The sequence below is a fragment of the Moraxella sp. CTOTU47579 genome, from assembly GCF_032004885.1.
Classification (GTDB): Bacteria; Pseudomonadota; Gammaproteobacteria; order Pseudomonadales; family Moraxellaceae; genus Faucicola; species Faucicola tetraodonis.
In genome coordinates this window covers 1-19877 of the sequence record NZ_DALZOJ010000006.1, presented here as the reverse complement: position 1 = coordinate 19877, position 19877 = coordinate 1, and the positions used below count along the sequence as shown (strand labels likewise).

The 19877-nt window shown below is 39.5% G+C and carries 17 protein-coding genes; all 17 read left to right on the top strand.

Going from position 1 to position 19877, the window contains the following annotated elements; genetic code table 11:
- Nucleotides 1-125 precede the first annotated feature (125 nt).
- The 17 genes from RTP55_RS05740 to RTP55_RS05660 all read left to right on the top strand — a co-directional run bounded on the left by RTP55_RS05740 (nucleotide 126) and on the right by RTP55_RS05660 (nucleotide 19865).
- Nucleotides 126-851 carry a DUF4391 domain-containing protein gene (locus tag RTP55_RS05740; RefSeq protein ID WP_312384862.1) on the top strand — a complete coding sequence of 242 codons (726 nt, stop codon included), beginning with the start codon at nucleotides 126-128 and terminating at the stop codon, nucleotides 849-851.
- Between the two features lie 11 nt (nucleotides 852-862).
- The gene (locus RTP55_RS05735) at nucleotides 863-1672 is read left to right on the top strand and encodes a hypothetical protein (protein ID WP_312384861.1); all 810 of its coding nucleotides are present in this window, start codon (nucleotides 863-865) and stop codon (nucleotides 1670-1672) included.
- A gap of 33 nt (nucleotides 1673-1705) precedes the next feature.
- Nucleotides 1706-3673, top strand: coding sequence for a site-specific DNA-methyltransferase (locus tag RTP55_RS05730; protein ID WP_312384859.1), 1968 nt, complete (start codon nucleotides 1706-1708; stop codon nucleotides 3671-3673).
- A 17-nt stretch (nucleotides 3674-3690) separates the two neighbouring features.
- Nucleotides 3691-6987 carry a type III restriction-modification system endonuclease gene (locus tag RTP55_RS05725; RefSeq protein ID WP_312384857.1) on the top strand — a complete coding sequence of 1099 codons (3297 nt, stop codon included), beginning with the start codon at nucleotides 3691-3693 and terminating at the stop codon, nucleotides 6985-6987.
- Nucleotides 6988-7040: 53 nt separating this feature from the next.
- Nucleotides 7041-8513, top strand: a complete 1473-nt coding sequence (locus RTP55_RS05720) for a DUF3375 domain-containing protein (RefSeq protein WP_312384856.1) — start codon at nucleotides 7041-7043, stop codon at nucleotides 8511-8513.
- 33 nt (nucleotides 8514-8546) lie between these two features.
- Nucleotides 8547-9539, top strand: a complete 993-nt coding sequence (locus RTP55_RS05715) for a DUF4194 domain-containing protein (protein WP_312384854.1) — start codon at nucleotides 8547-8549, stop codon at nucleotides 9537-9539.
- A 225-nt stretch (nucleotides 9540-9764) separates the two neighbouring features.
- Nucleotides 9765-11177 carry an SbcC/MukB-like Walker B domain-containing protein gene (locus RTP55_RS05710; RefSeq protein ID WP_095356326.1) on the top strand — a complete coding sequence of 471 codons (1413 nt, stop codon included), beginning with the start codon at nucleotides 9765-9767 and terminating at the stop codon, nucleotides 11175-11177.
- A 9-nt stretch (nucleotides 11178-11186) separates the two neighbouring features.
- Nucleotides 11187-12452, top strand: a complete 1266-nt coding sequence (locus RTP55_RS05705) for a Wadjet anti-phage system protein JetD domain-containing protein (RefSeq protein ID WP_312384850.1) — start codon at nucleotides 11187-11189, stop codon at nucleotides 12450-12452.
- Between the two features lie 156 nt (nucleotides 12453-12608).
- Nucleotides 12609-13310, top strand: coding sequence for an IS1 family transposase (locus RTP55_RS05700; RefSeq protein WP_312384848.1), 702 nt, complete (start codon nucleotides 12609-12611; stop codon nucleotides 13308-13310).
- A gap of 129 nt (nucleotides 13311-13439) precedes the next feature.
- Nucleotides 13440-14285, top strand: a complete 846-nt coding sequence (locus RTP55_RS05695; RefSeq protein ID WP_312384846.1) for a PP2C family protein-serine/threonine phosphatase — start codon at nucleotides 13440-13442, stop codon at nucleotides 14283-14285.
- Between the two features lie 20 nt (nucleotides 14286-14305).
- The gene (locus RTP55_RS05690) at nucleotides 14306-15046 is read left to right on the top strand and encodes a hypothetical protein (RefSeq protein WP_312116990.1); all 741 of its coding nucleotides are present in this window, start codon (nucleotides 14306-14308) and stop codon (nucleotides 15044-15046) included.
- A 31-nt stretch (nucleotides 15047-15077) separates the two neighbouring features.
- On the top strand, nucleotides 15078-15935 hold the full coding sequence (locus RTP55_RS05685) for an SIR2 family NAD-dependent protein deacylase (protein ID WP_312384844.1): 858 nt from the start codon (nucleotides 15078-15080) through the stop codon (nucleotides 15933-15935).
- Between the two features lie 75 nt (nucleotides 15936-16010).
- A complete protein-coding gene (locus tag RTP55_RS05680) occupies nucleotides 16011-16781 on the top strand; it encodes an F-box domain-containing protein (RefSeq protein WP_203171186.1) in 771 nt (256 codons plus the stop codon).
- Nucleotides 16782-16785: 4 nt separating this feature from the next.
- Nucleotides 16786-17382, top strand: a complete 597-nt coding sequence (locus RTP55_RS05675) for a hypothetical protein (RefSeq protein WP_203171185.1) — start codon at nucleotides 16786-16788, stop codon at nucleotides 17380-17382.
- 3 nt (nucleotides 17383-17385) lie between these two features.
- Nucleotides 17386-18069 carry a metallophosphoesterase family protein gene (locus tag RTP55_RS05670; RefSeq protein ID WP_060995972.1) on the top strand — a complete coding sequence of 228 codons (684 nt, stop codon included), beginning with the start codon at nucleotides 17386-17388 and terminating at the stop codon, nucleotides 18067-18069.
- Between the two features lie 16 nt (nucleotides 18070-18085).
- On the top strand, nucleotides 18086-19168 hold the full coding sequence (locus RTP55_RS05665; protein ID WP_060995973.1) for a helix-turn-helix transcriptional regulator: 1083 nt from the start codon (nucleotides 18086-18088) through the stop codon (nucleotides 19166-19168).
- A gap of 286 nt (nucleotides 19169-19454) precedes the next feature.
- Nucleotides 19455-19865 carry an AMP-binding protein gene (locus RTP55_RS05660; RefSeq protein WP_100285270.1) on the top strand — a complete coding sequence of 137 codons (411 nt, stop codon included), beginning with the start codon at nucleotides 19455-19457 and terminating at the stop codon, nucleotides 19863-19865.
- Nucleotides 19866-19877: the final 12 nt, after the last annotated feature.

The window sequence follows — 19877 nt, the reverse complement described above, 5'->3', positions numbered from 1 at the left end:
ATGGTTTCTTACTTACGACATTAGTGGTAGGGAACAGTTGGCTATTTGAGTATAAGAAGTCGTACTGAATGAATTTCTTTATAGGGTATTTGCACAAGTTTTCTATATAACTAAGGAAGTTACCCATGCTATATCACTATCCGTCAACGGCTAAAGTGGATAAAATTATTCCAAAAAATAAGTTCTACCAACGAGGCAGTGCCAATCACCGTATCGAACGCTTGTTTGTGGAGCAAGTGGAAAGTATCCGATGGGCGTATAAGCTCTCACCGCATACAATTAATCTAAACGATAGCGAGACAATTAAAGAAATCCAAATTTTTAGTATCGTCAGTCGTGTTGAAAGGCTAGATACGGAAGTTTTGCAGTTTATCGATAAATTGATACCATCACCGATTATCTTTGAGATTCTCTTTGGCGATAAAATCAAAGTCATCGCAAACTATAAACGTCAAAGCCAAGCAGACAGCCAAAAATTCGTCCTAGGCAAATACTACGCAACTGATTGGCAGGACCTAACACAGCGTGAAGATTTACCGATTGTATTTGGAATTGCGGATTTGTATGAGTATTTTATTGAGCAGTTACTTATTCATACCAACAAAACGACAAATAAAACGTCTTCGAATGTCTTTTTGTCGCCAAACGTCGGAGCTAACCTATCTACAACGCATCAAAAGATTGCTAGTATTGAAGAAAAGATTGCCCATACCGAAAAAATGGCACTGCTTACCAAACAAATCAATGAGTTGCAAAAACGCATGTATAAAGAAAAGCAGTTTAATCGGCAAGTGGAGATGAATTTGCAATTACAAACGCTACAAAAGCAGCTCAAAGATTTAACCCGTTAAAAGGTCAATGAATGATTTCAAATAATGATTGTGAAACGGTACTACGTCTTCAACAATTAATTGCTGAAGAAGAAATGTTATGGTTAAAGCAGTTTGATAGTTTGACAGATACAGAAGCCGAAGTGTTAATCCTTGCTAAGAAAATGGGGCAAATTACCAATAAAGATATTCGAGAGAATATTGGATTAGATACGCTTCAAGCGAGTAGCATTTTACGAAAATTTTGTAAAAACAACTATTTACTACAACATGGTAAAAGTAGTAACAGCTATTACCTTTTAAATAGTTGCTATACTGATAACTGCGACAGCCTAGCAGGTAATGACCAAGCCTTGACAGGTGCAAGCACTGGTAATAACGTTTCTAGCTACCTTAATAATGACCTAAGCACTGGGATTAACGAGCCGAGCACTGGGATTAACGAGGCGAACACTGGGATTAACGAGCCGAGCACTGGGATTAATGATGTCATTATCATCAAGGAAGTAGGGGATTTAAGTAATGATATGCTACTAAATCTACAATCCATTGTAGCGTCCGCAAGGGCTAAAGGCAGATTCACCCCTGAGCAATCGAAAAGCATCGTATTACAAATTTGTCAAAGGCAATTTATGAGCAGTAGTATTTTAAAACATTTTCTCAATCGAGAGATTGATACGATACGCAGAAAGTATTTATCACCCTTGCTTAAGGAAGGGTTACTTGAACTTGCTTATCCTAAAACATTACAGCATCCAAGCCAAGCCTATCGCACAACCGACAAAGGGCTAGCGTATCTACAAACGCTAGACGACAGTCCACAACAAGGCTGTCTCATCTAATCCGCTTAAACCAATTAAAAATAAGGACTATTCATGACCACACTAAAAATGCACACCCCAAACCTAGTCGATAGCAATATTGAGCGTCTTGCCGAGGTGTTCCCCAACTGTGTCACCGAGAAGCCAAAAACCGATGAGCAAGGCAAGGTTATCCGTGATATGAACGGTGAAGTAGTGCTTGAGCGGGGCATTGATTTTGAATTGCTCAAGCAAGAATTATCGCATTCGGTCATTGATGGGTCACAAGAGCGTTATCGCCTTGACTGGGTGGGCAAGCGTGAGGCGATTGTGACGGCGAACAGTCCGATAGCCAAAACGTTACGCCCGTGCCGTGAGGAGAGTGTGGATTTTGAGACGACGGGCAATTTGTTTATTGAGGGGGATAATCTTGAGGCGTTGAAGCTATTGCAGGAGAGTTATCTTGGCAAGGTGAAGATGATTTATATTGACCCGCCGTACAATACGGGGAATGATTTTATTTATAACGATGATTTTGCGGCGGATACGCAGGCGTTTTTTGAGCGGTCGGGGCAGGTGGATGGCGATGGTAATCGGTTGGTGGCGAATACGGAGAGTAATGGGCGGTTTCATAGTGATTGGTTGTCGATGATGTATAGTCGCTTGAAATTGGCTCGTAATCTGTTGTCGGATGATGGCGTGATTTTTATTTCAATTAATGATGTTGAGCAAGGAAATTTAAGAAAAATTTGCGATGAAATTTTTGGTATTTCAAATTTTATAGCCAATATTCCAAGGAAAGGGTCTGGTGGTCGTCAAGATAGCACGCACTATGCAGTTGTTCATGAATATATTCTTGTTTATGCGAAAGAGATTTCAAAATTTAATGCAGGTAAAGATAAAAAGGAAAGTTCTGGCTTTAATAAGGTAGAACAAGTTACAAATAGAAAATATAAAACTCAACTTTTAAGAAAGTGGGGTGAAAATAGCAGAAAAGAAGATAGACCTAATTTATTCTATCCAATTTCCGCCCCTGATGGCTCTGAACTTTATCCAATGTTGTCTGATGGTAAAGAGGGTTGTTGGCGGTGGGGTGATAAAACAATGAAAGAGGCTATAAATGAAAATAAGGTGGAATTTCAAAAAGACAATGAAGGTAATTGGATTGCCTACGAAAAATTATATGAAGATGAAAGCAGTGATGAAAAATTATTTGCAACTTGGATTGATGATATTGGTTTAAATAGTGGTGCAAAACTAATCAAATCATTGTTTGATAACAAAAAGGTTTTTAATTATCCAAAACCTGTAGATTTAATTAAACTTTTAATACAAATGGCGAATATTAAGGACAATGAAATTGTTCTAGATTTTTTTGGTGGCTCAGCTACCACAGCAAATGCTGTCATTGAATTAAATGCTGAAGATGAATCAATAGGCAGAAGAAAGTTTATCCTAGTACAAATTAATGAAAATATAAATGAAGATAAATTAAAAGAGGCTTTTGATTTTTGTATAGAAAACAATCTACAAACAACCATCGCTGAAATATCCAAAGAACGCATCCGCCGAGCAGGGGCAAAAATCAAAACCGATAATGCCGATAAAGATGGTATCAACGAACTTGACACAGGCTTTCGAGTCCTAAAAATCGACACCAGCAACATGAACGACATCTACTACCGCCCCCAAGACTACAACCAAGACCTACTCGCCACACTCGAAAACAACATCAAAGAAGACCGCAGCGACGAAGACTTACTATTCCAATTCATGCTAGACACCGGCGTGCCGTTATCCTTGCCCATTGAACGCACCGAGCTTTCTAGCAAATCAGGCGGACACACCATCTACCAAGTGGGCGGTAACTCATTGATTGCCAGCCTAGACTACATCGACGCAACCATGGTCAATGACATCGCCGCACTCAATCCACTCAAATTCATCACCAGCGAACGCGCCATCGCCACCGACAGCGACAAAACCAACATCAAAGAACGCTTTAAACAACTATCACCGCATACCGATGTCCGCTTTATCTAAGGGAAAAGGAGAAAAACATGAAAATCACCTTTAAACCCTTAACCTACCAACTCGATGCCGTGCAAGCCGTCGTCGATGTGTTCCGTGGACAACAGCAGCTTATCGGGCAAACCCGCTACACACTCGATAGAGGCATACAGCCAACCCCCAAACGCGTGACACAACAGGCAGGGCTAGATTTTGGCGAAACTGATATATTGCAAAATTCTGCCTTACAAACCTATGATATGTTAGACGATGAAAATATCGGCTTTGCCAATACGCCGTTATTTGACTTGAATGAAATTCTTAAAAACATCCAAACGGTGCAAGCCAATAGACAATTACCAAAATCCACCGAGCTTGTCACAGCTGACAACAAAAAAGGCGACAGCCTGACCCAAAGCCCGCTCAATCTCAACATCGAAATGGAAACAGGCACAGGCAAAACCTACACCTATTTACGCACCATATTTGAGATGAACAAACAATACGGCTGGTCAAAATTTATTATCGTCGTGCCCAGTATCGCTATTCGGGAAGGCGTGAACAAAAGCATTAGCATGATGGCGGATGACTTACTGGCAGAATACGGCAAAAAGCCACGAGCCTTTATCTACGACTCCAAAGCCTTGCACCACCTAGAGAGCTTTAGCTCAGATGGCGGTATCAATATCATGATTATTAATGTGCAAGCCTTTAACACCATCAAAGAAGGGGCGAACAACGAAGCATCACGCAAAATCTACGCCAGCCTAGATGAATTCGGCTCTCGCCGTCCCATTGACGTGATACGCCGTAACCGTCCTATTATCATCCTAGATGAACCGCAAAAAATGGGCGCGGACAAGACCTTACAAAGCCTTGCCAACTTTAACCCGTTATTTATCCTACGCTATTCCGCCACCCACAAGCGTGACTATAACCTAGTGTATCGCCTTGACGCACTGGATGCCTATAACCAAAAACTGGTCAAAAAAATCACCGTTAAAGGCATTGAAGTCAAAGGCTTGACGGGCACAAATGGCTATCTGTATTTGCAAGACGTGGTTGTCTCAAGCAAAGCGCCCGTTGCACGGCTAGAGCTAGAAATCAAATCAACCAAAGGCGAGTTTCGCCGTGAAATCCGCAATGTCGCAAAAGGCGATGACTTATTTGTGGTATCCAAAGAAGCCGAACAATACAAAGACCGCTATACCGTCACCCAAGTCACCGCCGATAGTATCGAATTTGCCAATGGTATTGTGCTACACGTTGGGCAGGGCAACAGTAATAAAGGCGATGGCGACGATAAAGATTTACGCCGTATCCAAATCCGTGAAACCATCCGTTCGCACTTGGATATCGAACAACGCTTGTTTCACAAAGGCATTAAAGTTTTAAGTTTATTCTTTATTGACGAAGTCGCCAAATACCGCCAGTACGACAGCGACGGCAATGCGGTGAACGGGGAATATGCCGATATCTTCGAACAGACTTACAGCGAAGAAGTGGGCAAACGCATTGACTTAAACTTAACCAATGACCCTTATCAAAACTACCTTAAATCCATCACTGCCCAAAGTACCCATAACGGCTACTTTAGCCTTGATAAAAACCGCCACTTGGTCGATCCCAATGTCAAGAGCGTTAAAGATGAAGAACTGGGCGAAAAAGTGCTGGTCGCTGATGACATCGATGCCTATGACTTGATTTTAAAAGACAAAGAATCCTTGCTTGCTTTCCCCGAACGGCTCGATAGTGACGAACAAATCGCGCGTAAAAATGTGCGTTTTATCTTTTCGCATTCTGCCTTGCGTGAAGGCTGGGATAATCCCAATGTCTTTGTCATCTGTACGCTTAAGCACTCGGACAACGTCATCTCTCGCCGTCAAGAAGTAGGGCGGGGATTACGTCTAGCCGTGGATAAACATGGCACACGCATGGACAGTGGCTATCTACCACTCGGTGAAGTACATCGGCTCAATAACCTAACCGTGATTACCAATGAAAGCTATGCTGAATTTGTCGGTAATCTACAAAAAGAAATGCTGGCAAATCTAGCCACTCGCCCAAGCAAAGCCAATCCACAATATTTTACGGGTAAAACCTTGGTGAGTGAACTGGGTGGGCAAATGGTCATTGATGCAGATACAGCTAATGAAATTTTCTTCTATTTACGTTCGCATGGTTACACGGATAAAGCAGGTAATCTGTCAGAAAGCTATCATCAAGATAAAGAAAACGGCAAATTGCCAGAATTACCAGAAGAATTAAAACCATTTGAAAATTCCGTTCATAAGTTAATTGGCAGCGTTGTTAATCCCAACGCCTTTGATAGCATGTTTAACAACGGTAATAAACCCAAAAATACCATCAACCCAGACAATCTAAACCGTAAAGAATTCCAAGCCCTATGGCGACGCATCAACCAAAAATCGATTTATCAAATCCAGCTTGATAGCGAAAAATTAATTGCTGGGAGTATCAGCGAAATTGATAAAGTTAGCCGTGAGCGTAACAACAACTTTGTCCAGTCACTCACCTATACCGTCAAAACATCTGAGCAAAAAGATAGTCTAGATTACGACACACTCAGACAAGGTGACAGCTTTGGGCAAGTGCAGTCTAATCGTGAGCAGTACAGTGTCAATGTACAAACGCCGATTCGCTATGACCTTATCGGGCAAGTGGCAAGCCGTACCAATCTGACCCGTGGCACCGTCGTTGCTGTATTGAGTAAAATAAACTCAGCGGTCTTTTCACAGTTTAAACATAACCCAGAAGCCTTTATCAGCGAAGTTAGCCGTCTCATCAATGAGCAACAGGCCAAACTGATCGTGCAAAATATCGCGTATGAATTGACATCTGAGCGGTATGACAGTAACGATATCTTTGTGAGTAATATTCCGTTGTCAGATACCGCCATTAAAGCCAATCGTCATGTCTGGGAGTATGTGGAAACAGACTCGGATGTTGAACGCAAATTCTTGGCAGAGCTAGAACAGCACATCAATGAAGTTGTGGTGTATGCCAAACTGCCCAAAAACTTTGTCATCCCCACGCCATTTGGCGGTTATAACCCTGACTGGGCGATTGCCTTTAATCAAGACAAGGTACGTCATGTCTATTTTGTCGCAGAGACCAAAGGCTCTACCAGCGAAATAGACTTGAGAGAGACCGAAAAACAAAAAATCGCCAGTGCCAAAGCGTTTTTTGCCAAACTGCAACAGACACAAGGTAACAATAGCGAATTTGAACAAGTGGATACCTTGGCGGCAGTTGAAAAAATGCCAGTTAGCTATGAAGTAGTTAATAGCTTTGACAGCTTAATGCAAATCGTAGGGATGAAATAGACAGAGGGCGTATCGCATAAGCCCAAACAACATAGACTAAAAAAGGCATCATCATGAGCTTTATGGCAAAATCGGCAAATTACCAACGTCACTTTCGAGAGTCGGCTGCATGGCGACTACTGCGAGCCGATAATGCCCCATTTGTTTTAGCTTTTATTGCTACTGCTTTTGAGACCGACAATGAAATTAGTTATGGGCAAGCTAGAATATTGCTCGATAATGCTTTGGATGAAGCACGGCTTGATGGCAGTTGGCAAACCGAATCTAACGCAATGACCTATCTGAATGATTGGATAAAAAAAGGTTGGCTTAGAGAAATGGATAACCGCCTGACAGTCACTGACGCTACTGATAGGGTATTACGGTTTTGCCAAAGTTTTGATGAGCGGATTATCAGTACATCTGCATCGCATCTGCGGATTGTCCAAGAGTCGGTTCGAGATTTGGCGGTGATGATGAGTGAAAATACGGCCGAGCGTATCGCTATTTTAGAGAAACAAAAAGCCCAGTTAGAAAGCCAAATCAATGACTTAAATGTAGGTAAAATGGTCTATCTCAATGACTATGAGAAAAAGGAACGAATTCGAGAAATTTATAACCTTGCGTACAGTTTAACAGGGGATTTTCGGCTACTTGAAGAAGAAATCCGCAAAATGGATAAGACCTTACGCGTACAAATGATTGATGATAACTTGAGTAAAGGCGAGTTACTGCAAAAAGTATTTGAACAAGAAGACTTACTTGCCAAAACTGATGCGGGTAGTGCATTTGATGGATTTTTTCATTTGTTATCCGATGACAATCGCTTAACCGAGTTTACCGAGCAGATGCGAAGTGTGCTCAAAACCACTGATAAAAACCAACTTGCCCCACATCACCACCAGTTTTTGAGCACCATTATTTCAGAGCTAACACGAGAAAGTGATAGAGTATTTCGTATCAGACGACGTACTGAAGAACAGTTAAAGTCTTATATTGAAAGTGGCGCAATGAGCGAGAATCATGCAGTTGATAGGCTAATTAGTCAACTTGAAAAACGGGCAATTGCCTTTAAAGACACGCCAAAAATTATTGATAAAGACCTGAATCTAACAATTAAAGTCGGCAAAATGCCGTATTCATCGCCTGATAGTATACGGCTCAGAATTGCTGAAGAAAAACTTGATTTAAGCGACATTCAAGAGCATGAAAACAATCACACCCTAAGCCAAAAAACGTTAGAAAATTTAGAAACCGTCCAGGTCGTTGAAGTCGCCAAAAAAATCTATTACACCTTAGATCAATACGGTGCGATGAGCATAGCGAGTATCAATAACTATATGCCAATTCAAGCAGGACTTGAGGAATTGGTCGCGTTCATCCGTATTGCAAAAGCTGTCAAAGCCACCGACATCGGACAAACAGAGTTGATTTTGGTCAATGATAAATTTGGTAATCAGCTACAAGCAACTATACCTAAGCTAATTTTGACAACTGAGCATTTCCCTCAAGATTTTATCGATAATCCGATGGCGTTAGCGTTATAAAAATCTCTTACAGCGAATAAATCTGGAAAAATAATGACAAACAGCTTTTTTGACATGGTAACTAGCACCGATAATTCGACCTGTTTTGACACCCAACAGCAAAATGATTCAAAGGCTTCGAGAGGATTAAGCCAAAATATTGATCATGGTAGCGATAGGCAAAAACTGAACACACAAAAGATGGATGAAAATGGGTCATTCGATGCGCGATCAGATGCTCAATCGACCGCTATTACTGAGAGTGACATGCCAGCTGACGCACGCCGAGCGTTGATTTATTTATCTCAGCAAGGCGTGATACTGCACAGTGCCAAACCGCAATTATTTGACAATATTGTGCGTCATCAAACCAGTATTCGCCGTCATTTATCCGAGATCTATTGTAGCTTAATTATTGATGAACATAGCGGGGTTGCTTTCGTAGCGAGAGCGGATTTTGTCGCAGAAAACCATGAACAGCTTACAGGGCTAGATAATTTCGAAAATGACACCGAGCAAGCTGAACTGGATGGCGAAGATATTACGTCCATGATTCAAAAACGTACGCTCAACGTATATGACACGCTTTTATTGCTCAATTTGCGTAAGTACTATCAAGAACGCCAAAACTTGGGCGAGACTGAAATCATCATCGATATCGAAAAACTAGAAAGTTTAATGTCACCATTTTTGCCACTCACCGACCACGGTTCAAAAGATAAGAAAAAACTCTCAGCGAGACTGGAGCATTTTGCTAAAAATCATAAATTGGTTACTCTCAAACGGGGCAACGTTGAACGCTATGAGATCACACCTATGATACGTTATATCGTCAATGCAAGCCTATTACAAGCCATGCTCAATGAATACATCGCATTGCTTGGTGAGATGCCAGACAAGTATGACGATAAAGAACACAATCTAGAACAGTCGAGCGATGCTGTCACTAATCAAGTGAAAAATGACACAGTAGTAGAACTTAACTTGCCAACAAAAAATACAGCAGGGGACACGCAACTATTCGGACAGCAGGACAGCCTATTTTAATATTAACACAGCACTAGAAATAAATCTTATCAGTAAAAAGAGATATGTCATGGAAGCCACGCTACTTAATCAATCTGATAACGGACAAATAAAACTACGAGAAATTTCGCTATTTAATTGGGCTTTAATAACCAATCCTTATTAAACTCACTGCTTTCTCAACAACAAACGTTCAAAACTCAACTTGTCGAACAAGGAAAAATACTCGCACAAGCTCGCCAAGCCATGACCAACATAGAAATATTAAAAAATCGTTGGCACAAATTACTTGAAACCAACTGGGATGATATCAATGCACCGTTTTGGCAAACCCAACTCGATTACCAACAGCAAGAACTTGCCACGCTTGAAAATGCCCAAGGCGATATTGCCAAAGCAAAACAACTATATCAACAAGCTGAACAAAATCTTAACGAGTTACAAAGCCAGCTAATTAAACTTAATCGCAAAGAAGGGGCGAAATCTCAAGAATTAAAAAGCCATCAGCTTAAAATCACCCAAAACGATATCTTAGCCAACCACCCGATGAGCGAAGCCATCATAGAGCAACTGGATAAAAAATTTAAACAACTCGCTCACAATGCCGATGTATTAAAAACTCGCCTTAATGAAGACATTGAAAGTGCTAGTAATCGTATCAGTCGAGACAGTAAGTCAGCGATTGGTATTATGGGTAATTTTAAAGGCAATGAAAAATGGCAACCTATCACGTCAGATTGGTCAGCAACTGAGCAAGGTATGCCAGATTTTCTTGCCCATTATGACCATCTAATACAAGAAGGGCTTGCAAAACTTACGACAAAATTTAAAAGCCGTATGAATAATAATCTCACCCAATCGTTGGCGAACTTTAAGACCAAAATGAATAGTGAGTTAGAACAAATCAAACAAGGTATTGAGCAAGTCAATCTGGTACTTCAAAAAACCGAATTTCGCCAAGGTACATTTTTACGCCTAAAAATCAAGCCAGAACGCATTGTCAATGTAGTCGAATTTAATAAACAGCTTGCCATGCTCATGGAACTCATGACCACAGAAGAACATGAAAAACGCTTTAAGCTGCTTAGTGATATCAACGCGGTACTTGATAAAGCCGCTAATGGCACTACAGCAAGTAACCTTGAAAGCTTAAGACTGCTCGACCCACGTTACCAAATGAGTTTTAATGCTGAAGAGTTTAAAATAGATTCTGAAACAGGTGATGATATCGTGATAGATATATTAAGCTCATCAAGCGGTAAATCAGGGGGAGAAAAAGAATCGTTCGCAGGTATTATTGTTGCTGCAAGTCTTGCCTATGTACTTACGCCAACAGGAGGCGATAAGCCGATTTACAGTACTGTATTTTTAGATGAAGCTTTCTCCAACACCCAGGAATCGGTCAGTCGCCGTGTGCTGAAAGTATTTAAAGAACTCAATATCCATATCAACTTAATAACCCCTTACAAAAACCTTAACCTAGCCCGTGAAGCTGCCAATAGCCTGATTATCTGTGAGCGCAACATCAATGACCATGAAAGCAGGCTTACCGAAGTGACTTGGCAAGACTACGATAAACAAAAAGCGCAACAGCAAACAAGTCATCTGAATGAACAGCTAGCTGAAATGAACATTCAAATTACCCATGTTGAAACATAGGAACATGGTATGAATCAAATTCAAACTACGTGGGGCAAGCTGCCTAATGATGTTCTCAAAGAACTTAATCAGCGTTACTGGCAAAATTTAGGCAGATTTAAACAACTGCTGAACCATGGGATCTCCCAAGAAAATGCTATTGAAATAACACTTAAACCCCCAAGTTCTGGTAAAGTAGCCGCTCAAAACACGCTACATTTTCAAGCTTTTGTTAAAGCGTGGCAGATTTTCGAAACTCAGCATCCAAATAGCCATATCCAATTAGAAACTAAAAATTTAGGTTTTCTTGGTGAGCAATCTATTCCAGTAAAGTTAATTATCCATGACCTTAATACGCTTGCTGAAATTTTGGGCAAAGTGGCGATTGAACGCCTTGATAGTTTGCAATTTAAATTTAAAAGTCTAGTTCAACTTAGCCCAAATCCAGACACACAAAAAAGGATTTTTGATAGTTTAATTAATCACTTAGATATGATTGAACGTTTATCTAATGAACAAATTGCCAATCTAGTCATCTTGATTCCACAACTATATGAAGGTATGGGTAAAGGTAATTACCTTAGAGCGGTAAACGTCGCAGGTATTGACACTAAGTTTATAGAAAATAATTTTAGAACAATTGAGATTCTAGTGCAAAGCCTGCACCAAACCGACAAAGCTATTGCTTTAGATACCATTGATGAAAACAACCAGCTTGAATTATTAGATTGGCTCGGCTGTGAAAGTAAACCAAAAGATTGGCTATTTATCCGACCACTATGCGATGCATCAAAATTGGCTTTGGCGAATTTACCTATTTTAAAACTATCTTCTCAAACGTTATTAAACTTCGAATTACCTGCAGATAATATCTTAATCATCGAAAACGAAACACCTTGTTTTATGCTACCAAATTTAGCCAATACGATTGCTGTCGCTGGCGGTGGAAAGAACCTAACATGGTTAAAAGCACAATGGCTGAAGCATAAAAAAGTGGGCTATTGGGGTGATATTGACTCAGAAGGGCTAGCAATGCTCTCTTATGCCCGTAAATGCTGTGCTCATGTTGAGTCATTAATGATGGATAAACATACGCTAGGAAGCCATGATCATAAACGCGTTGCCGAGCCTGTTTTTAATCAAGTAGCACCCAAATTTTTAACCATTGACGAAGCCGAGTTGTTTGCGTTTATTCAGCAGCAAGATATTGACAAGCGACGACTTGAGCAGGAGTTTATCCATCAAGATGTTATTTTACAGGTATTAAAAAACTGGGTTCTTGGGTTAAAAATCTAATTTATTCATTATAGCAGTGGCATAAAGCTAATACGTTTTTTCAAACCCCGCCCTCACCAAATACGGCATATACTCCCCAATTTGGTACTGGTTTGAAAAGTATGCTGAGGTGTAAATAAAAAAGACAGCTTGAGAAAAAGATGCTAATTTGAGGTTATGAAGACACAAATTACAATCAGATGCCCAAGCTGTCTTGGCTTTAGTATAAAGAAAAACGGCTGGAAAATCTATGGCAAGCAGAACTACCAATGCAAAGACTGTCATCGACAATTCATTCATGAGACGGAGCTAAGTTACCAAGGCTGTAAAAGCGATATTGATGACAAGATACGTTTAATGTTAGTACGAGGCTGTAGCATTGCTGACATTGTTGTCATCGAGAAAGTCAGCAAGTACAAGGTATTAAGCGTTTTGGTCAATTCCAGTTATGAGATAAAACCTAAACGACGCTATTACCGAAAACTGCAAGTGGATGAGTTTTGGACATATGTGGGGCATAAGAAAAACAAGGTATGGCTTGTTTACGCCTATGACCCAGAAACAAGTGAGATTGTCGCTTTCATATGGGGCAAACGCAACTTAAAGACAGCCAAACAGCTACGAGCCAAGCTTGATGAATTAGGTGTTGATTTTGGCTATGTCTGCTGTGATAACTGGGATAGCTTTTTAACCGCCTTTGATTTTGATTTTAAAAAGGTGGGTAAATACCATACGGTTGATATTGAAGGGAACAACAATCGTTTTAGGCAAAGGCTTAGGCGAGTCTTTCGAAAGACAAGCTGTTTTTCGAAAAAGCTAGCAAATCATTTTAAAGCGTTTGATTTACTGTTCCACTATGTCAATTATGGCTGGGTCTAGGAAGCATACTTTTTATACCACAGCCAAAAAACGTATTGAATCACGGACTATATCGAATAAAGAAACCTAGAATATATTTTTCCAACTTTACGGTTATAATCAGATTAACCTTCTTACTCGACTCGTGATATGACCAGACTCTCCACTACGATTTGTGCGATGACCTTTCAAGGCAATGCCAGCAACCGCTTGCAGCAAGATGCATTTTTCTTTGTCGATGATTATTACCAAGAAGCGATTGGTATCACACCTGTGCATCGATGTGATGACGCCTTTTGTGTTGCGGTATCCGATGGTGTAGCAGAATCTAATCTATCGCAATATGCTAGCCTTAAGACAGTTAAAACAGTCAAACAACTGTGGCAAAACTATTTAGACAATTCAAATCAATCGGCTGTCATGGATATCTCAAAGATTTATGAAAAAGTCGCAACCCTACCAAAACGCTTTTATGGCGCGTCCGCGACGCTTGCCCTAGTCTATCGACCACTTGCTAAAGCCAGTGAAACCAATCCGCCCATCGTTATCAAACACATCGGTGACAGTAGAGTTTATTATTTTTCAGCTGCCACAAAAACTTGGCACTGTATCACCAGTGACCATAATCTAATCAATCAATTGATTGATGAAAAAGCGGAAAATGAAAATCGCCAAGCCGACTTTGGCGAATATAACCAAGACGGTATGGCAAGTCCTATGTATGCATTAACCGATTGTTTGATTGCCGATAGTGACTTAGACAACAATCCAATGCCTACTTTTGACAGTCAAACGTTAAAGGTCTCATCAGATGATTGCTTAGTGGTATGTACCGATGGCGTACATGACTTAGTGCCTTGCGATAAATGGCAAAGTATCGATAAGCATACCGATTTGCAAGCATGGCTTAAACAGTTACGTAAGCAGATTTATGCCTCTGAAGGTCGTGCGTATGATAACGCAACAGCAATTTTAGTAAGGTTTGATGAGCATTAAAGAAAAAAGGCGTGTGTGAAATGGAAAATAATTCATCAGTACTTGATAGTGACATTGTAAAAGTCGATAAATATGAACCACATAAAATTGCCAATGGCAAAAATGAAGTCACTTTTTTTGTGGCGAGTGATGAGGTTGATTTGGCAGATTTGCAACGCTATCGGATACAGGCGCAAACGGATTATTTGATTGCGATTAATGGCACTGGTAAAGATTATGATTGCCTAAAACTTGCGGATAATGTCATCTTGTGTTCACTAAATGAAGTGCCTTTAGTTATGCAAGCATTTCAACGACTACATAGCGGTAGTGGCATCATTGGTATGAGTTGGGACGAAGTAAAATGGGCAATTTCTGGTAACAAAAATATTGAATTTTTACATGGTGTAGCAGGTGGTGAAAATTGCGTGGCTTTAGCATGTGAACAGTTTATCTCAAAACTACAGAGACTATCATCCAACTATCCGATTAAAAACGTGATGATTAATATGTTTGCGGATATTAGTTTTGGTTGTGAGCAGCAAGATTTTATTATCCAACAAATAGATAAAAATTTAATGGTTAATGATGCGACTACATTTTATCAGTTAAGTTTCTTTCATGAGTTTGATTACTGGAAAAAAGGTGAGCAGGGTTGTTGTATCTGTATGTTTTTGGTTTATGCCGATAAAGAAGATGATATTGAGCCAGTTATTATAGAAGACGATATACCGATGAAAACCACTAATCCAACTCAAAGAGCAGGCAACTCAATTAAATAGTATCTCAGACGACAACAGCAAAGGAATAAAAATGGATAATACAACCAAGTTAACCCATTTTGCCGAACACCTTAAACAAGCTGATGGTTTACTCATCACTGCAGGCGCAGGGATGGGGGTCGATTCAGGTTTGCCTGACTTTCGAGGTGCCCAAGGATTTTGGAAAGCCTATCCACCGCTAAAGCACCTTGGTAAAAGTTTTGTCGATATGGCAACGCCAGAACTGTTCCACGCCAATCCAAAATTGGCGTGGGGGTTTTATGGTTTGAGGCTCAATGCGTATCGAGCAGTCGAACCGCATCAAGGTTTTCATCTACTTAAAAAATGGTCAGAAACATTACCCAATCTTAAAAACGGCTCATTTGTGTTTACCAGTAATGTCGATGGTGAGTTCCAAAAGGTCGGATTTGACGATAATAAGGTTTTTGAATGTCATGGCTCAATTCATTGGTTGCAATGTTTGGATAATTGTACCCGTGATATTTGGTCAGCCGATAGCTTTGTGCCTGTTGTTGATGAATATCATTGTCAATTAATCAATGATTTTCCCTTTTGTCCGCACTGCGGCGGAATGGCGCGCCCCAATATCTTGATGTTTAGCGATTGGCATTGGCAATCGCAGATGCAAGACGAAAAAGAGCGGAAGTTAATGGCTTGGCTGAAGCAAGTTAACAAACTAGCCATTATTGAATTGGGGGCAGGGACAGCGGTGCCGAGCGTGCGAAATTTTAGTGAGCGATTAATTGGTTATCCAATTAATGAGTCGGTAAATTTATTGCGTGTTAATTTGCGAGAACCGCAAGTGCCTGATAATAGTAATTGTTTTGGGGTGAGTGTGGGGGCACTCGAGGGTTTAAATATGTTAAATGAAAAAATGTTTTTAACTTAAAAAGTATATTTGTAATTAATTAGCGACACACCCTAATTTGAAATAAGTCCTAATTAAAAGACTAAGGATTAAAAAATGTTATCAGCGGTTTTGCATGGTAAAAAACTAGGTACTGGCTTTGCCGGAACACGACTAAAAATTGGAGAGACACAAGGAGCAGAAGATGTTTTAACAGCAAGTGTATTTGAGCGTATCGCATATTTACCTGATGATGTGTTTATCCGTTTTATTCAAAACCTTTTTAATTTTAATAATCAAATAACAGCGAATCCTTTAAGTGAAATTACTTTTTGGGCAAGTTGGCAAAACCAAAGCGGTTGTAAAGTTGAGCCTGATGTTATTTTAAAATTTGGTGGTCGAACGGTTATTGTTGAAGCGAAAAGATATGATAACGTTCAACAACAATATGCTTATCAACTTGCTAATGAGATATCAACGGCTTATCTTGAAGGAATCACGAATCCAATTTTATTAACTGTGGGTGGTATGAGTGATTATAAACGACAAAATATTGATAATCTTAAAAAACAAATTGATAGTGCCTTGGAATCAAGTTTTGCCTATGAATTTTACGCTGTCAGTTGGCAACAACTATACTTAGCTTTAGAGTTTGCTATTGCTGAACACCAGTTAGAGCCTTTAGAACGCTTACTAAGCGATATTAGAGAAGCATACGCTTGGCATGGCATTCGACATCAGCCACGGCAATGGTTAGAAAATATTAATCGTGATAACTGTAATATTAACTTTGAAGCTATACCAAATTCCAAAATTGAGAAGAAATCTTGGAAAAATCCAAAACCAATTTACTTAACGCATGAAACTTTTCCATCATTTTTAGGATAACAAAATGAATAAAAATCAAATGTTAGAAGTTCTACAAGACGTACGTAAAGCCTATAGATTACTTGCTGATTATCAGCAACGTATCGTAGAATTACTTGATTTTACCAAGGATAAACTTGGGGCAGAACATTATTATCATGATTTACCTAATAACTATAGTCCACAATCAATTCATAAAATATACACTGATGAAAATGTGGGAAAACGCTTTCTACCTATGTTAGATATGCACCTACTATGGCACAAAACAAAATCTATTCCTGAAGGTGAAGAGTGGCAAAATCATTTGCAAAAAGACGACTTGGTGTTCGATATTATTGTCAAAAGTAATGAAACCGAAACATCAAGTACATTACATTTATATGTTTATCAATGTGTCAAATATACAAGAAAAAATAACTGGTATCGAGATGTGTGGTATAACAGTAATTATCCTAATTTTGGAGAAGTAGGCATATATAAAGATAATTCAGATTTAATTGAATATCGCATTTACGGCGAACGAATTGATTTAGCAGATTTATTCAATGAACAAGAAGCCAATAAAATCATTGAAGCATTTAAAAGCAGAACATCACACACATTAGGATGTAAAATCTGATTTATGCCTAAAACTTACGCCATTGGCGACATACACGGCTTTAACGAGCAACTTAACATCTTGCTATCCGCCCTAGATATCCAATCTGATGACATCCTTATCTTCTTAGGCGATGTCATCGATAGGGGAGCAGATAGTAAAGGCGTGCTTGATACTATCATGCAATATCAGATGCTTTGTCATGTTATTTTGATAAAGGGCAACCACGAAGAAATGATGCTAGGTGCAGTATACGAACGAGAATATCTCAAATACTGGCTAAAATTTGGCGGTATCGAAACCCTACAATCTTTTGGCGTAACCATTGATTTGCAAGGGCTACTGCAAATTCCTTATGTTTACTACAAACTGTTAAAAACGAGTCTGCCTTATTTCCAAACAGATGATTTTATCTTTACCCATGCCACACCCTTGCCACACCTACCAATGGATAAACAAACCGGTGACAGTTTACGCTGGCGATTTATTCCGCTCGATGGACAAGAAGATCACATCTCAGGCAAAACCATCATTTGCGGACATTCGGCACAAAAAAACGGTAAAGTTTACCATCAAAATGGCTTAATTTGTGTCGATACCTTTGCACATGGCGGTGGTTATCTGACAGCGATTGAAGTTAGTCAAATGAGGATTTATCAAGTCGATTTAAATGGCAATGTGCAACATTTTGATTTAGCCAAACTTTAGCATTTTAGGAAAAATAATGCCTAGTATCATGGAAAAAAACCGTGGCGAACGCTTAATTCTGCTATATCAAAATTTACCCAAAGGCGAGAAGAATGCCAAAACCTTAAGCGAGCTTCTAGCCATTTTTAACCCTATAGGCGAAAAAGCACAGAGCCGAGCCAAACTGCTAGAGCAAGACTTACTTTCCTTGTATTCACTGTTTGGCAGTAACTCAATTTGTCGTATTCCACCATGGGCAGAGGGTTCAGTAGCGGGCAAAACCCCAAAATACTACCTTCACCCCAACTTTACCTTAGACAGCTTTGACAACGAAAACCTATTCTTTTGGGAAATGCTCGATAAATTTACTGCCAACTATTTACCGAAAGATATTCACAACACCCTAACTGCCAAAATCGCCAACGTCAAAAATCATCAAAATCTGCAATATCAAATCAGTCAGCTTGGGCAATGGAAAAACCACCTATTTACGATACCAAGTTTATTGCAAGCGCCTAAATATGACGAGCATATTCTAAAAACTATTCATCAAGCGATCATCGATGGTAAAAGATTAAAAATAAGTTATCTAGCAAAATGGGCAAATGAGCCTGTTACACGGTGGGTTTATCCAAGGGGATTAATATTTATTGATAATATGATTTACCTAACTGCTTTTTACAAAGTAGAGGAAAGTATATCAACCCCTGAAAAAGTGTATTTAGATGCCAACCGAAATTACGCCATCATACGCATCCAATCCGTACAGATTTTAGAAGAACCAATACCAAGTTGGGTGCACGACTTAAGTTTGGAAGAATTAAGTCGAAAGGGCATGCTTGAAACCCATCTAACGCAGCGAGGAAAGCCAATTAAATTAAAGCTTAAAATTAATCATATGGCTGCCCAACATCTGACCGAGCGACCGCTATCAAACGATCAGACTTTAGAAAAAATGGATGAAAAAAACTTGTTACTTACAGCGACCGTGATGAATACCGTAAGGCTAGAGGATTGGCTGATCAGTATGTCGCATATGTCAGAAGTTATTGAGCCTGTTAAGCTTAGAGAAATTATTATTGATAGATTGACGGATGGATTAAATCAATATGATAAATAAAACTCTGAATAGATAGGCATCGATTAAATTTAATCTAGTGCTATATTGATATTGATTAGGAACTAAATTAGAACCAAATTACCGTTAGTCTTTCAAAATTAACATGCTGTTTTATGTCATTCAAGAATAGCAATTATAACTACCCAGTTTATCTGTAAAATCGACTAGTCATAGAAAATGTATACGAAAAACTATCAGAATATTTAACTAACTTACCTTATTATTTTGACAGACACTTTCACCCCAGTGTAACACTTGATTTAACCATAAAAAGGACTTTGACACGATGAACCAGCAAATAAAAAATCAGGATGACCTTAAAAAGTATGAACAAAATTTTCCTTTAAACCTGCCTAGCAGCACCTATCAGATGCTATGTGATAGCGAGGCTCAGTTTGGTGATAAAAAAGCCCTTACCTTTGTGTTAAATGCTACGCAGTATCAAAACAGCACCAGTTATAGCTATCAGGAACTATTGGGATATATACGTCAAACGGCCAATATGCTTTATTCATTGGGTGCGGATAAAGATACGGTCATTGGGATTTTATTGCCAAATTTACCCGAAACCCATTTTTGTATCTGGGGCAGTGAGGCAACGGGTATTATTTTTCCGATTAACCCATTGCTTGAACCTTCTGTGATTGCAGGCTTATTAACTGAAGTTACGCAGCCCTTTAAAAAAGCGCTATCATAACAAAAAAAGCAG